This is a genomic window from Janthinobacterium sp. PLB04 (assembly GCF_021165895.1).
In the GTDB taxonomy this organism is placed as follows: Bacteria; Pseudomonadota; Gammaproteobacteria; order Burkholderiales; family Burkholderiaceae_D; genus Janthinobacterium; species Janthinobacterium lividum.
In genome coordinates this window covers 6,170,470-6,183,842 of the sequence record NZ_CP088968.1, presented here as the reverse complement: position 1 = coordinate 6,183,842, position 13,373 = coordinate 6,170,470, and the positions used below count along the sequence as shown (strand labels likewise).

Sequence of the window (13,373 nt, the reverse complement as noted above, 5' to 3'; positions counted from 1 at the left end):
GCGACGCCGCAGGCTTTTTTTAATGCGCGCGCTATCGTGCGCTGGCTAGGCAAGGTGGGCGAATTACGGTAGTCTTATCTTTTTTGCATTGATTGATATTATGTCCAAGAAAATACTCGTGACCGGCGCATCCGGTTTCATCGGTTCGCATACCTGTGTCGAATTGCTGGCTGCCGGCTTTGATGTCGTTGCAGTGGATAATTTGTGCAATAGCGCGCGCGAAGCGATGGCGCGCGTGGAGCGAATCTCCGGTAAAAGCGTGCCCTTCTATGAAGCCGACGTGCGCGACCGCGCGGCCATGGCCGCCGTCCTGCGCGAGCACGCCATCGATGCCGTGATCCATTTCGCGGGCTTGAAGGCCGTGGGCGAATCCGTGGCGCAGCCCCTGATGTATATGGACAACAATGTAACGGGCACCGTGGCCCTGCTGGAAGTGCTGGCGGCGGCGAATGTGAAGCGTTTTGTATTCAGCTCGTCGGCCACCGTGTATGGCGACCCGGAAGCCTTGCCGATCCTGGAAGCGTCGCGCCTGTCCGTCACCAACCCCTACGGCCGCTCGAAACTGATGGTCGAGCAGATCCTGGCCGATCTCGTGCATGCCGATGCACAATGGCAAGTCGGCGTGCTGCGCTATTTCAATCCGGTCGGCGCGCATGCCAGCGGCTTGATCGGCGAAGATCCAGCCGGTATTCCGAACAACCTGATGCCCTTCATCGCCCAGGTAGCCGTGGGCCGCCGGGAGCGCCTGGCCGTGTTCGGCAACGATTACGATACGCCGGATGGCACGGGTGTGCGCGACTACATCCACGTGGTCGACCTGGCGCTGGGCCATGTGGCCGCGCTGAACCGCCTGTTCTCCACCGAGGGCGGCTTTACCGTCAACCTGGGCACGGGCCACGGCTACAGCGTGCTCGACACCGTGCGCGCCTTCGAGGCCGCCAGCGGCCGCCAAGTCCCCTACGATATAGTGCCGCGCCGCCCCGGCGACATCGCCAGCTGCTACGCCTCGGCCGACAAGGCGAAAGAATTCCTGGGCTGGCAAGCGCAGAAAAATATCGACGACATGTGCCGCGACCACTGGCGCTGGCAGTACCAGAACCCGCAAGGTTATGCGACCTGAAATGTACGCATTTCAAGTCGACATTGAGTTTTGGCACAGCAATAACGCGTCTTGCCATTGCGGCAAACCACAGAATGTGTCGAGCAGGCGTTGCGATGACAGCCGCGAATTGGCGGGACGTTTTGCTGGCAAGGGATAATCTTGCGCCAGTATCGCCCGTAAACGGGGCTTTTTCGTGACCGATGGATGCGCCATGATGGCTTCGGCAAAGCCGAACCATGTAGTTTGCCCTTGTGCGGTCAAATGATATAGCCCGGAGCGTTCGTTCCACCATTTCTGTTGATCGGTAGCTACCAGATATTGGGCCACGATGTGGGCAGTGGTATCGGCGATCGTGCGGCTCCAGGTCGGCGCACCATGCTGGTCCGATACGATGGCCAGTTCTTCTCGCTCCTGTGTCAGGCGGCGCATGGTCAACAGGAAGTTCTTGCCATGCGTACTGTAGACCCAGCTGGTACGCAGGATCAGGTGAAAGATGCCAGCCGCCTGGATTGCCTTTTCTCCGGCCAATTTGCTGCTGCCGTAGACATTGAGCGGGCACGTCGGGTCGGTTTCCTTGTAGGGGGCCTCTTTTGATCCATCGAATACATAGTCGGTGCTGTAGTGGATCAGTGCGGCTCCCAGTTTCCTTGCTTCTTCTGCCATCACGCCAGGCGCTTCGCCATTAATGCGCAGTGCAAGTGCCGGCTCGCTCTCGGCCTGGTCTACCGCAGTGTATGCGGCGGGGTTGACGATCAGGGTCGGCTTGATGCTGCGAATCACGTCACGCACCTGGTCCAGGTTGGCCAGATCCATCTGCTTACGGTCGAGTGCGATGATTTCCCCTAGACCTTGTAAACTGCGCTCAAGTTCATAGCCGACCTGACCGTTTTTTCCTGATATTAAAATACGGCTCATCCAATTTTCTCGTTCATATTGAGACCGCAGGTGCAGCGGTGGTGTGTCTGCCGTCAGGCGAATACATCGGCGTTGGCCAGCAAGCTGCCAAGCTTGTCTTTGTGCGACAGCAAAGGTTCACCTTCAAGTGGCCAGTCAATGCCGATTTGCGGATCGTTCCACAAGATGCAGCGTTCAAATTCTGGAATCCAATAATCTGCCGTTTTATACAGGAATTCGGCGCCGTCGCTGATGACAAGATAGCCATGGGCGAAGCCTTCTGGTATCCATAAATGGCGTTTGTTGGCAGCGGATAACTCGACACCAACCCACTGACCGAAGCTGGGCGAGCTTTTGCGTAAATCGACACTGACATCGAATACAGCACCTGCCGTGCAATGCACCAGTTTGCCCTGTGATTGCTGGATCTGGTAATGCAGGCCGCGCAAGACGCCTTTGGTGGATTTGGAATGGTTGTCCTGCACGAATGTACGACTGATGCCGGTGAGTTCCGTAAAGCGTTTCTGGTTGTAGCTTTCATAGAAAAAACCACGTTCATCACCGAACACCATTGGTTCGATGATCAGGACGTCCGGTATGGCAGTGGCCTGGATTTTCATGGCATTGTTTCAGCTAAGTGGTGAGCAAATGGCACGTTAGAAAACGGTTTCGTCGAGTAAGCGCAGCAAGTATTGTCCATAGGCGTTCTTTTTCAAGGGTTGCGCCAGGCTTTCCAGTCTTTCCGCGTCAATGTAACCTTTGCGATAAGCGATTTCTTCCGGGCAGGCCACTTTCAGGCCTTGGCGTTTTTCGATGGTGGAGATAAATTGTCCTGCTTCCAGCAACGACTCATGCGTGCCGGTATCGAGCCAAGCCATGCCGCGACACATGATCTCGACGTTCAATTGCTTGCGTTCAAGATAGGTACGATTGACGTCGGTAATTTCCAGCTCGCCGCGCGCTGATGGTACGATGCCAGCGGCGATATCGCACACCTGATTGTCGTAAAAATACAGGCCTGTCACGGCATAGTTCGATTTAGGACTGAGCGGCTTTTCCTCGATGCTAACGGCGCGTCTCTTGGCATCGAATTCGACTACGCCATAACGTTCCGGCGATTGCACATGGTAGGCAAAAACGGTCGAACCGTTGGTGCGGGTCGAGGCGAGGCGCAACTGTGCTTCGAAGTTATTGCCGTAATAGATGTTATCTCCGAGAATCAGTGCTGATGGGGCATCGCCAAGAAATGCGCGGCCGATGATGAACGCCTGTGCCAAGCCGTCCGGAGTAGCTTGTACTGCATAGCTCAATTTGATACCCCATTGGCTGCCATCACCCAGCAATTCCTCAAAACGAGGTGTATCTTGCGGCGTCGAAATGATCAGGATGTCGCGTATGCCGGCCAGCATCAGGGTGGTCAATGGATAATAGATCATCGGTTTATCATATACCGGCAGCAGTTGCTTCGATATTGACATGGTCACAGGATACAAGCGGGTACCCGAGCCACCGGCCAGGATGATGCCTTTGCGTTCAATTGGGAAATTCATGCTGTGGTTTCCTTGGTGTCATTGCGTTCCGCATAGTTTTTCTGTACCCAGGCCAGGTAGTCACCGGACTGGACGTCGCGCACCCAGGCTTGATTATCCAAGTACCATTGAATCGTCTTGCGAATGCCTGTATCGAATGTTTCGGCGGGTCTCCAGTCCAGTTGGCGCTCGATCTTGCGCGCATCGATGGCATAGCGGCGGTCATGACCGGGGCGATCCGGCACATAGCAGATTTGTTCCCGGTAGCTGCCGGAGGCTTTGGGATCGAGGGTGTCCAGGATATCGCACAAGGTGTGTACGACTTCCAGGTTGGTCATTTCGTTCCAGCCCCCCACGTTATATACCTCGCCTGGACAGCCCGCTTCCAACACGCGGCGGATCGCCGAGCAATGGTCGCCCACATACAGCCAGTCGCGTACCTGCAGGCCATCGCCATAGACAGGCAAAGCTTTGCCGGCGCGGGCATTGCTGATGATGAGGGGAATCAGTTTTTCCGGAAAGTGGAAGGGACCATAGTTGTTTGAACAATTCGTAGTCAGCACGGGCATGGCATAGGTATGAAAATAGGCGCGTACCAGGTGGTCGGATGCAGCTTTCGACGCCGAGTACGGGCTATTTGGCGCATAGGGCGTCGTTTCGCTAAAGGGGGGATCCTGTGGTCTCAAGGTGCCATATACCTCATCGGTTGAGACATGCAGGAAACGAAAATCATCCTTGGTCTTGCCCGTCAGGCCGGACCAATAGGCGCGTGCGGCTTCCAGCAAGCTGAAGGTGCCATTGACGTTGGTCGAAATGAATTCACCTGGGCTGTGAATTGAGCGGTCGACATGGCTTTCCGCTGCCAAATGCACTATGGCGCGGGGCTTGTGTTCTGCCAGCAAGCGGGAGACATGGGCTGTATCGCAGATATCCCCGTGTACAAAAATATGCCGCGAGTCTTGTTCCAGGCTGGCCAGATTGCTGAGATTGCCAGCGTAGGTGAGTTTGTCGAGGTTGATGACGGACTCATCGCTGAGTGTCAGCCAATCGCGTACAAAATTGGAGCCGATGAAGCCGGCGCCGCCAGTCACTAAAATCATGTTGCCATCCTATCTTTTGTTTTCTGAGCAGCCATGAGTTTGCTATTGCTCCTGGAGGCGTTCTGCAGGGTCATGGCGGATTTTTAGATATGTCATTATTGTTCTTTTTCTTCGCTTTGCCAGTACTACTTATGCGGTCTTCTTGATCCGTATCGTTATTATGCTGATGGTCTCACAATTCAAGAACAACATTAGATTGATTAATAATATCGAGCCTCTCTTGAAGTAGCGCGAGGTGCTGAGTATAAACGACTGGTGGCGCGCGAAGCGCGTGCTCGTGAGGACAGCCTTACTCCTGCGTGAGGGCGCAGCATGGTATTACGCCAATGAAGGAAGAAAACTGGGGGGACTGACGGGACACCTGACTTGAGCTTAAGGCGGGAATTGCTCAAAAGTGGAGTGACAAGGAGAGTGGGAGGGATTGCGCTGCTGAAAGCGGCGAGTTGGTAGTTCAGCCCGGGGATGCTTGAAAACAGGGCATTGCTAAGTAGTTAAGCCCTGGGCATTTGCAGGCAATTGCGCCTGAAAAATGCCCGGGGCAAGGCGAAGCAATAACGCCCCAGGCTTTTTCTCAGGCCGCCATTATGGATACAGGCCGCGCACTTCACGAGCCTGGAGAACACGCGTGCATGCCAGGATGAAGGTGGCGGTACGCATCGACACTTTCTTCTCTTGCGACACTTGCCATACCGCGTCGAACGCTTCGCGCATGATGCGGGTCAGGCGGCTGTTGATTTCTTCTTCCGTCCAGAAGAAGCTCGAGAAGTTCTGCGCCCACTCGAAGTAGCTGACGGTCACGCCGCCGGCGTTGGCCAGTACGTCCGGCACGATCAGCACGCCACGGTCGGTCAGGATGTCGTCCGCTGCCGGCAGGGTCGGGCCGTTGGCGCCTTCCAGGATGATCTTGGCGCGGATGACTTGTGCGCGTTCGGCCGTGATCTGCTGTTCCAGCGCGGCCGGGATCAGGATGTCGCAATCGATGCCCCAGAAATCTTCGCGCGGCACGAATGCCTCGGCGCCCGGGAAGCCTTCGACGCTGCCCACTTCGGCCACGTGTGCCAGCAATTGTGGGATGTTCAGGCCGCCGGCATGCACCACGGTGGTCTTGTGGTCTTGTACCGCGACCACTTTCGAGCCGGCTTCAGCGAACATGCGTGCAGCGACGCCGCCCACGTTGCCGAAACCTTGCACGATGACTTTCGCGCCTTCGAGCGACATGCCGACCTTGGCGGCCGCATCGCAACCGACGACGAAGACGCCGCGGCCCGTCGCATCGCGGCGGCCCAGGCTGCCGCCCAGCGAAATTGGCTTGCCCGTCACCACGCCGGTCGACATATTGCCGCCGATCATGGCGTAGCTGTCCATCATCCACGCCATGACTTGTTCATTCGTGTTGACGTCCGGCGCCGGGATATCCTTGTTGGGTCCGATGATCATGCTGATCTCGCTCGTGTAGCGGCGGGTCAGGCGTTGCAGTTCGTTGCGCGACAGGGTCTTCGGATCGACACGGATACCGCCCTTGGCGCCGCCGTATGGCACGTTGACCGCTGCATTCTTGACTGTCATCCAGGCCGACAGGGCCATCACTTCCGACAGGGTCACATCCTGGTGGAAGCGCACGCCGCCCTTGCCCGGACCGCGCGACAGATTGTGTTGCACGCGGTAGCCTTCGTAGTGGGCAATGGTGCCGTCATCGCGCTCGATAGGCACGTCGACCGTCAGGATGCGCTTTGGACGCTTCAGCGTTTCCACCCAGCGCGACAGGTTGCCCAGGTACGGCGTAACGCGGTCGATCTGCTCGAGGTAGACGCCCCATGGGCCAAGGTCTTCAGGATTCAGGTAGGAAGGAAGTGCGTGCTTGCTGGTCATGCTTGATAAGCTCCTGGACAATACGAATACGTTAGAGGCACAGCCGATATGCAGCTGCGCGCAGCGGAACCGCATCGTAGGCGATAGCCTCATGCCCCGGCCAATGCTTTGTGCGCATCCGGTTATGCATTTATTGCATAGTTGTGTTGCCAGGATTGCCAGTCAGGACCGGACGGCCTCGGTGGCGCGTTTGCGGCGCTTGCCCATGCGCGCCTTGCCATCCTGCGCCTGCACCAGGTATTGCCACAGGCTTTCGACGATCTGCTTGCCGGGACGCAGGCTCGATGGGCGTTCGCGGTACAAGCGGATTTCCAGCTCGATTTCCCAGCCTGGCGCGCCGCCATCGGCGCGCGCCAGGTGCTTGTATTTGACGTCGCGCATGACTGCCGACTCGGGCAGGAAGGCGATGCCGCGGCCTTCCAGCGCCATCATCTTCAAGCCTTCGGCCATGTCCGTTTCATAGCAGGTTTCCAGGAACAGGGGCGCCTTGGCGTCTGCCACCAGCAATTCCACCATGCGTCCCAGGTAGGCGTTGCTGGTGTAGGAGAGGAAGGGCAGCGGCTCCTTGGCGCTGCCGGGCAGGACGAAGTCGGGTACCTTGTCCTGGCCGCAGCGCGCATACGCGCGCAGGGTTTCGCGGCCCATCACCAGCATGTCGTAGCGGCCCGGATCCAGCTGCACCGGCTGGCGCGGATGGTGATAGCACAGCAGCAGGTCGCAGCCACCATCGACCAGTTGCAGCACGGCGTCGTGCACGTTCAGCGCCATCAGGCGGCTGTTGATCGGCGCAAAACCTTCTTCCAGCGCCGTCAGCCATTTCGGCATGAAGGTCAGCGACAGGGTGTGGGGCACGGCGAAATCGACGCTCGTCTGCGTGGCCGCGCGCTTGCCGCGCAACAGGGCGCGCACGCCGTTGATTTGTCCCAGCATTTCCAGCGCCTGCTCGTAGAACACGGCGCCGGCCGGCGTCAGTCGCGTGGGATACGAGGTGCGGTCGACCAGGTCGATGCCGAGCCAGTTTTCCAGCGACTGGATGCGCCGCGAAAAGGCTGGCTGGGTGACGTGGCGCAGGGCCGCGGAACGGCTGAAATTATGCGTTTCAGCGAGCGAGATGAAGTCTTCCAGCCATTTGGTTTCCATCGCGGCAGCGTTCTCTTATCAAGGACAAGGGCAAAGTGTGGTGGTCAGGGCGTATCGGGCGATGCCGCCGGCTGATAGAGGGCGGCGGGCAGGCCGAAGAAGGACGGCGGGCCCAGGGTCGTGCCTTCGAGCGAGCCGCCCGCATTCAACGCCTTGTTGATGGCCGACAGCAAGGAGCTGCGGCTGGCCAGGTTTTGTATCAGCGCGCGCGGGCCGTTGTGGAAGGTATGCTGGGCGATATCCGCGGCGACGACAAAGATCGGCTCGCGGCGCAAGGGGAACTCCACCCACTCGCCGTCCTCGTCCTGCGCGCAGAAGGTATCGGGCAGGGTCATGTTGTCGGCGCCGGGCAGGTGCGACACCAGCACCAGGCCGAAGGCTTCCGGCACCACGTCGGCCAGGCGGCGCACGGTGAGATCGTCCTGCACCAGTAACCGTACTTGCGCTTCCACCGCGTCTTCGGCGTCGGGCTGGGCGCCGAGAATTTTCACGGCCTGATAGATCAGGTCGGACGAGAGTGCTTCCATCAAATCTTGCATCAAATCATCTCCAGGATCATGGCGACGATTTCGTCGCCATACGAGGCCAGTTTTTTCTCGCCCACGCCGCTCACGCCGCGCATCTGTTCCAGCGAGGTGGGCTTGGCCTTGGCGATTTCGCGCAGGGTGGCGTCGACGAAAATCACGTAGGCCGGCACGTTGTGCGTGCGCGCCGTCTCCACGCGCCACCAGCGCAGCTTGTCGAAGATCGCCTGCTCGCTGGTGGACAGGTCCGTCTCGACATAGCCTTTCGCCACGCTGGTGCTGCGCTTGCTGGTCTTCACCGGTTTCTGGTACTGGCGCAGCTGCACCTTCTGGCCGCCCTTGAGCACGGGGCGCGAGGCATCCGTCAGTTTCAGCGAGCTGTATTGTTCATGATCGACCGAGACGAGGCCCAGCGCGATGGCCTGGCGCAGGATAGCTTTCCACTCCGCCTCGCCCAGGTCCGAGCCGATGCCGAAGACGGACAGCGCATCGTGGTGCCAGGTCTTGATGCGTTCCGATTCCACGCCGCGCAGCACGTCGATCACGTGGCCGCCGGCGAAGCGCTGGTCGACGCGGTAGATGGCCGACAGCAGTTTTTGCACGGGCACCGTGCCGTCGAAGGACACGGGCGGCACCAGACACGTGTCGCAATTGCCGCACGGCGAAGCCGGTTCGCCGAAGTATTCGAGCAATCGCATGCGGCGGCAGCTTAGCGTTTCGCACAGGCCCAGCATGGCGTCGAGCTTGACGCCCAGCACGCGCTTGAAGGTGTCGTCCGCTTCCGATTCGTCGATCATGCGCCGCTGCAGCACCACGTCCTGCAAGCCGTACGCCATCCAGGCGTTGGCGGCCATGCCGTCGCGTCCCGCGCGGCCCGTTTCCTGGTAATAGCCCTCGATGCTTTTCGGCAGATCCAGATGCGCCACGAAGCGCACGTCGGGCTTGTCGATGCCCATGCCGAAGGCGATGGTGGCGACCATGACGATGTTTTCTTCGCGCAGGAAGCGCGCCTGGTTGGCGCTGCGCTTGGCGTACTCCATGCCCGCATGATAGGGCAGGGCGCGGATGCCGCTCTGGTTCAGGAATTCCGCCGTCTCTTCGACCTTTTTGCGCGACAGGCAGTAGACGATGCCGCAGTCGCCCGCGTGTTCCGTGTTGATGAAGTCGAGCAGCTGCTTGCGGCCATTCGCCTTTTCCACGATCTGGTAGCGGATGTTCGGACGGTCGAAGGACGAGACGAACTGGCGCGCGTCCTCCAGCTGCAAACGCAAGGCGATTTCGGCGCGCGTCTGCGGGTCGGCGGTGGCCGTGAGCGCAATGCGCGGCACGTCCGGGAACTGCTCGTGCAGCACCGACAGCTTGATGTACTCGGGGCGGAAGTCGTGGCCCCACTGGGCCACGCAATGCGCCTCGTCGATGGCGAACAGGGAGATCTTCGAGGCCTGGAACAGGTCCAGGCAGCGCTGCGTCATCAGGCGCTCGGGCGCCACGTAGACGACGTCGATGCCGCCCGTGCGCACCAGGCGCTCGATGCGGCTCGCTTCTTCGTAGGTCTGCGTGGAATTGAGGAAGGCGGCGCGCACGCCGACTTCTTCCAGCGCATCCACCTGGTCCTGCATCAGCGCGATCAGCGGCGAGACGACGACGCCGACGCCGTCGCGCAGCAGGGCGGGAATCTGGTAGCACAGCGACTTGCCGCCGCCGGTGGGCATCAGTACCAGCGCGTCGCCGCCGTGGCTGACGTGGTCGACGATGTCGGCTTGCTGGCCGCGGAAGGCCGGATAGCCGAAAACGGTTTGCAGCAGGTGCAGCGCGCGCTGATTAAGATCTTGATTCATAGTGCCTTATTCTGCCCAAACAACCCAGCCGTAGTGGGCGCTGGCCAACACCAGCAAGCCGAACACAATGCGGTACCAGGCAAAAAACGTGAAGTCGTGCGAGCTGATATAGCGCAGCAGCCAGCGCACGCACAGGAAGGCGGAGATGAAGGCGGACACGGTGCCCAGGCCGAACAGGGGCACGTCGGTGGCCGACAGGATGTCGCGCGCTTTATACAGCGAGTAGAAGGTGGCCGCCAGCAGGGTCGGGATGGCCAGGAAGAACGAGAATTCGGTGGCCGTCTTGCGCGACAGGCCCAGCAGCATGCCGCCGATGATGGTCGAGCCGGAACGGCTGGTGCCGGGGATCAGCGCGAACGCCTGCGCGCAGCCCACTTTCAAGGCGTCGAACGGCGTCATTTCATCGACCGAGTTGACGCGCACGGTGACGGGATTGGTGCGCGCGCGGCGCTCCACCAGCAAAATCACGATGCCGCCGATGATGAATGCCATGGCGACCGGTACTGGCTTGAACAGCGCGTGCTTGATCATCTTGCCGATGGCCAGGCCGATGATGGCCAGGGGCAGGAAGGCGATGGCCACGTTCAGCACGAACTTGCGCGACTTCGCTTCGCTGCCGAAGGTGGTCAGCACGCTGCCGATGCGCTGGCGGTATTCCCAGCACACGGCCAGGATGGCGCCGGCCTGGATGGCGATCTCGAAGACATCCATGACTTCTTTCGATACATCCTTGGTAAAGTCGAGCAGGCTGCCGGCCAGGATCAGATGTCCCGTGGACGAAATCGGCAAGAATTCGGTAAAACCTTCGACCAGCCCCATGATGATGGCTTTTAACGCAAGAATGAGATCCATAGATGTATAAACGGGTATAAGTGGCAGGATGGGGTGACCGCGTGGCGCCAGCAATGTGCGCGGGGTCGAAGCTTACCATGCCGGAGGCCCGTCGAGCCGATTTGGGCGCTGGCGGGCAGCGGTTTTTTGCCGCTGCCCGCCAGGCAAGGGGAGGGTTCAGGCAGCCTGTTTTGCCGGCGCCACCAAGCGCGCGCTGGCCGCCACCAGCAGCAGGGCGGCGCCCAGCATGGCGAAGGCGATATTCAGGCTGGTGGCGTGCGCCACGAAACCGATGACGGCCGGGCCGGCCAGGATGCCCGCGTAGCCGATGGTGGTGATGGCCGCCACCGCCAGGCTGGCCGGCATGGCGTGCTGCTGGCCTGCCGCCGTGAACAGGATGGGCACGATGTTCGCCGCGCCCAGGCCGATCAGCACGAAGCCGAGCATGGCCAGGCCGGCGTGCGGCGCCAGCACGGCCAGGAAGAAGCCTGCGGCTGCGCACAAGCCACCGAAAGTAAGCACCTGATTGCCGCCAAAGCGGCTGACCACCTTGTCGCCCGTAAACCGGCCCACAGTCATGGCGATGGCGAAGGCGGCGTAGCCGAGGCCGCCCTTGGCTTCTTCCACGCCGCGCGTGGTGGTGAGGAACAGGGCGCTCCAGTCGAGGATGGCGCCTTCGGCCAGGAAGACGATAAAGCACAGCAAGCCGATGAAAATGACGGCGCCATGCGGCATGACGAACAGCGGCGTCTTTTCGCCGGAGGCGGACGCCGTCGGCAGCAGATGGCCTTGCGCCGCGCCCAGCACGCCGCACAGCAGCAGCATCACCACCACGCAGGACCAGGCAGGTGTCAGGCCCAGCCACAGCAGCAGGGCCATGCAGGCCGCGCCGGCGAAGCCGCCCACGCTGAACAGGGCATGAAAGCCCGACATCATGGCGCCGCCGTTGGCTTTTTCGATGATCACGGCCTGGATGTTGATGGCCACGTCAAACGTGCCCATGGCCGCGCCGAATACCAGCAGCACCAGGCCCAGCTGCAGCGGCGTGGCCGCCAGCGCCAGGCCGGGTAGCACGGCGGTCAGCAGCAGGCCGGCGCCGACGATGACCTTGCGGCAGCCAAAGCGGCTGGCGAGCATGCCTGTAAACGGCATCGCGCACAGCGAGCCGGCGCCTAGGCACAGCAGCAAAATGCCGAGGGTGGCTTCATCGAGGCCCAGGCGCGACTTGGCGTAGGGAACCAGCGGGGCCCAGGCGGCCATGCCGAGGCCGGCGGCGAAGAAGACCAGGCGCGTGGCGCGTTGTTGCAGGGTGCCGGTGAGATGCATGATGGAACTTTTCAAAGGTCGGGGTGGATAAAATCAGGCGCGGGCGCGCAGCACTTGCACGCCCAGCCGTTCAAAGGCGGCCACGTGGGCAGCGTCGGCATCGGCTTCCAGCACCAGGTGCTGCAGCAAGCCCGTGGCCAGCACGCCGAAGGGCGCGGCGGTGCCCAGCTTGTCGCTGGTGACGGCCACCACCACCGCCTTGCTGGCGCCGGCAATGCTGCGCTTGAACTCGGCCTCGTCGTAGTTGAACGCCGTCACGCCCGCGTCCGCGTCGGCCCCGCAAGCGCCGAGGAAACACAGGTCGGGATGCATGCGCTCGACGGTGCGCAAGGCTTGTGGTCCCAGGCTGGCGCCGGCGCGGCGGTCGACCCTGCCGCCAGCCATGATGAGTTCGATTTCCGGGCGTTCCATCAGGGCCATGGCAATGGCTGGCGCATTGGTGATGACAGTGAGCGCCAACTCTGGCAAGGCGTTGGCGATGGCCAGGTTGGTCGAGCCCGCATCGAGAAACAGCACCTGTCCCGCGCGCACGAGGGACACGGCGGCCTGTGCCAGGCGCGCCTTGCGCTCGGGCGCTTCCTGCTTGCGCTGGCTCAAGGTGCCGCCATCAGGCGCCAGCGGCAGGGCGCCGCCATACACGCGCTGGCATAGGCCGGCCGCCGCCATCTCGCGCAAGTCGCGGCGTATCGTATCTTCGGAAACGTCGAGCTGGCGCGCCAGGTCCAGCGCCAGCACGCGGCCATCGGCGTGCAATTGTTGCTGGATCAGTGCGTGGCGTTGTTTGAGGAGCAGGGTGGCGGACATGGGGTATTTTAAAACGTGCAGGAATGTGCATGAATATACGCAAACGTGCAATTGCGGTCAACAGTTATCTGTCAGCCGTCGTCGCGCCACTCAGGGAGCCGTCAGCCTTTCCAGCTCGGCCAGCCAGCGGATGGCATGTTCGCGGCTGCTGCCGCACATGTCTGCCGATGGCTGCAAGCCGCCGCAAAAGGCGGGCCGCTCCGGCTTGCCAAAAATATTGCAACGGTTGTCGTCAGCCAGCTGGATGCAGCGCACGCCCGCCGGTTTTCCATCCGGCATGCCGGGAATCGGGCTGGTGATGGACGGTGCGGTGCAGCAGGCGCCGCAGGAGGGGCGGCATGCCAGGGTGGCAGATGGTGACATGGGATTTCAGACGGGCGGGTGAGGAGCCGACAGTATAGCAAGCCGGCTCCCAT

General features: G+C 60.9%; 13 protein-coding genes. 1 reads left to right on the top strand and 12 read right to left on the bottom strand.

Annotated elements, in window-relative coordinates:
- The first annotated feature begins 100 nt into the window (after window positions 1-100).
- Window positions 101-1,120 carry a UDP-glucose 4-epimerase GalE gene (gene galE, locus LSO07_RS27370; RefSeq protein WP_151097317.1) on the top strand — a complete coding sequence of 340 codons (1,020 nt, stop codon included), beginning with the start codon at window positions 101-103 and terminating at the stop codon, window positions 1,118-1,120.
- Between the two features lie 12 nt (window positions 1,121-1,132).
- Here galE and rfbD read toward each other — a convergent pair whose 3' ends face one another.
- The 12 genes from rfbD to LSO07_RS27310 all read right to left on the bottom strand — a co-directional run bounded on the left by rfbD (window position 1,133) and on the right by LSO07_RS27310 (window position 13,320).
- Window positions 1,133-2,017 (bottom strand): dTDP-4-dehydrorhamnose reductase, encoded by an 885-nt coding sequence (gene rfbD / locus LSO07_RS27365; protein ID WP_151097315.1) that lies wholly within the window; start codon window positions 2,015-2,017, stop codon window positions 1,133-1,135.
- Window positions 2,018-2,070: 53 nt separating this feature from the next.
- Complete coding sequence (rfbC, locus tag LSO07_RS27360; protein WP_151097313.1) at window positions 2,071-2,616, bottom strand: dTDP-4-dehydrorhamnose 3,5-epimerase; 546 nt, start codon at window positions 2,614-2,616, stop codon at window positions 2,071-2,073.
- 36 nt (window positions 2,617-2,652) lie between these two features.
- Window positions 2,653-3,546: a glucose-1-phosphate thymidylyltransferase RfbA gene (rfbA, locus tag LSO07_RS27355; RefSeq protein WP_151097311.1), complete on the bottom strand. Its 894-nt coding sequence runs from the start codon at window positions 3,544-3,546 to the stop codon at window positions 2,653-2,655.
- Window positions 3,543-4,625, bottom strand: a complete 1,083-nt coding sequence (gene rfbB, locus LSO07_RS27350) for a dTDP-glucose 4,6-dehydratase (protein WP_151097309.1) — start codon at window positions 4,623-4,625, stop codon at window positions 3,543-3,545. The genes rfbA and rfbB overlap by 4 nt, the downstream gene beginning before the upstream one ends.
- Before the next feature lie 582 nt (window positions 4,626-5,207).
- Window positions 5,208-6,494, bottom strand: coding sequence for a Glu/Leu/Phe/Val family dehydrogenase (locus tag LSO07_RS27345; RefSeq protein ID WP_034785857.1), 1,287 nt, complete (start codon window positions 6,492-6,494; stop codon window positions 5,208-5,210).
- Between the two features lie 162 nt (window positions 6,495-6,656).
- Complete coding sequence (locus LSO07_RS27340) at window positions 6,657-7,634, bottom strand: LysR family transcriptional regulator (protein WP_070281717.1); 978 nt, start codon at window positions 7,632-7,634, stop codon at window positions 6,657-6,659.
- Between the two features lie 44 nt (window positions 7,635-7,678).
- On the bottom strand, window positions 7,679-8,173 hold the full coding sequence (locus tag LSO07_RS27335) for a hypothetical protein (protein WP_099389181.1): 495 nt from the start codon (window positions 8,171-8,173) through the stop codon (window positions 7,679-7,681).
- On the bottom strand, window positions 8,173-9,996 hold the full coding sequence (recQ, locus tag LSO07_RS27330; protein WP_099389180.1) for a DNA helicase RecQ: 1,824 nt from the start codon (window positions 9,994-9,996) through the stop codon (window positions 8,173-8,175). Before recQ ends, LSO07_RS27335 begins: the two co-directional genes overlap by 1 nt.
- A gap of 6 nt (window positions 9,997-10,002) precedes the next feature.
- A complete protein-coding gene (locus LSO07_RS27325) occupies window positions 10,003-10,848 on the bottom strand; it encodes an undecaprenyl-diphosphate phosphatase (RefSeq protein ID WP_034785863.1) in 846 nt (281 codons plus the stop codon).
- 156 nt (window positions 10,849-11,004) lie between these two features.
- Window positions 11,005-12,153: an MFS transporter gene (locus LSO07_RS27320; protein WP_151097307.1), complete on the bottom strand. Its 1,149-nt coding sequence runs from the start codon at window positions 12,151-12,153 to the stop codon at window positions 11,005-11,007.
- A gap of 33 nt (window positions 12,154-12,186) precedes the next feature.
- Window positions 12,187-12,957, bottom strand: coding sequence for a DeoR/GlpR family DNA-binding transcription regulator (locus tag LSO07_RS27315; protein WP_151097305.1), 771 nt, complete (start codon window positions 12,955-12,957; stop codon window positions 12,187-12,189).
- A 90-nt stretch (window positions 12,958-13,047) separates the two neighbouring features.
- Window positions 13,048-13,320, bottom strand: coding sequence for a YkgJ family cysteine cluster protein (locus LSO07_RS27310; RefSeq protein WP_151097303.1), 273 nt, complete (start codon window positions 13,318-13,320; stop codon window positions 13,048-13,050).
- Between the last annotated feature and the right edge of the window lie 53 nt (window positions 13,321-13,373).

Bases quoted from the DNA above. Each gene is read 5' to 3' on its own strand.
- LSO07_RS27335 (WP_099389181.1), bottom strand. From the start codon at position 8,173: ATGCAAGATTTGATGGAAGCACTCTCGTCCGACCTGATCTATCAGGCC.
- LSO07_RS27310 (WP_151097303.1), bottom strand. From the start codon at position 13,320: ATGTCACCATCTGCCACCCTGGCATGCCGCCCCTCCTGCGGCGCCTGC.
- LSO07_RS27325 (WP_034785863.1), bottom strand. From the start codon at position 10,848: ATGGATCTCATTCTTGCGTTAAAAGCCATCATCATGGGGCTGGTCGAA.
- galE (WP_151097317.1), top strand. From the start codon at position 101: ATGTCCAAGAAAATACTCGTGACCGGCGCATCCGGTTTCATCGGTTCG.
- LSO07_RS27340 (WP_070281717.1), bottom strand. From the start codon at position 7,634: ATGGAAACCAAATGGCTGGAAGACTTCATCTCGCTCGCTGAAACGCAT.
- rfbA (WP_151097311.1), bottom strand. From the start codon at position 3,546: ATGAATTTCCCAATTGAACGCAAAGGCATCATCCTGGCCGGTGGCTCG.
- rfbD (WP_151097315.1), bottom strand. From the start codon at position 2,017: ATGAGCCGTATTTTAATATCAGGAAAAAACGGTCAGGTCGGCTATGAA.
- rfbC (WP_151097313.1), bottom strand. From the start codon at position 2,616: ATGAAAATCCAGGCCACTGCCATACCGGACGTCCTGATCATCGAACCA.
- recQ (WP_099389180.1), bottom strand. From the start codon at position 9,996: ATGAATCAAGATCTTAATCAGCGCGCGCTGCACCTGCTGCAAACCGTT.
- LSO07_RS27315 (WP_151097305.1), bottom strand. From the start codon at position 12,957: ATGTCCGCCACCCTGCTCCTCAAACAACGCCACGCACTGATCCAGCAA.
- LSO07_RS27345 (WP_034785857.1), bottom strand. From the start codon at position 6,494: ATGACCAGCAAGCACGCACTTCCTTCCTACCTGAATCCTGAAGACCTT.
- LSO07_RS27320 (WP_151097307.1), bottom strand. From the start codon at position 12,153: ATGCATCTCACCGGCACCCTGCAACAACGCGCCACGCGCCTGGTCTTC.
- rfbB (WP_151097309.1), bottom strand. From the start codon at position 4,625: ATGATTTTAGTGACTGGCGGCGCCGGCTTCATCGGCTCCAATTTTGTA.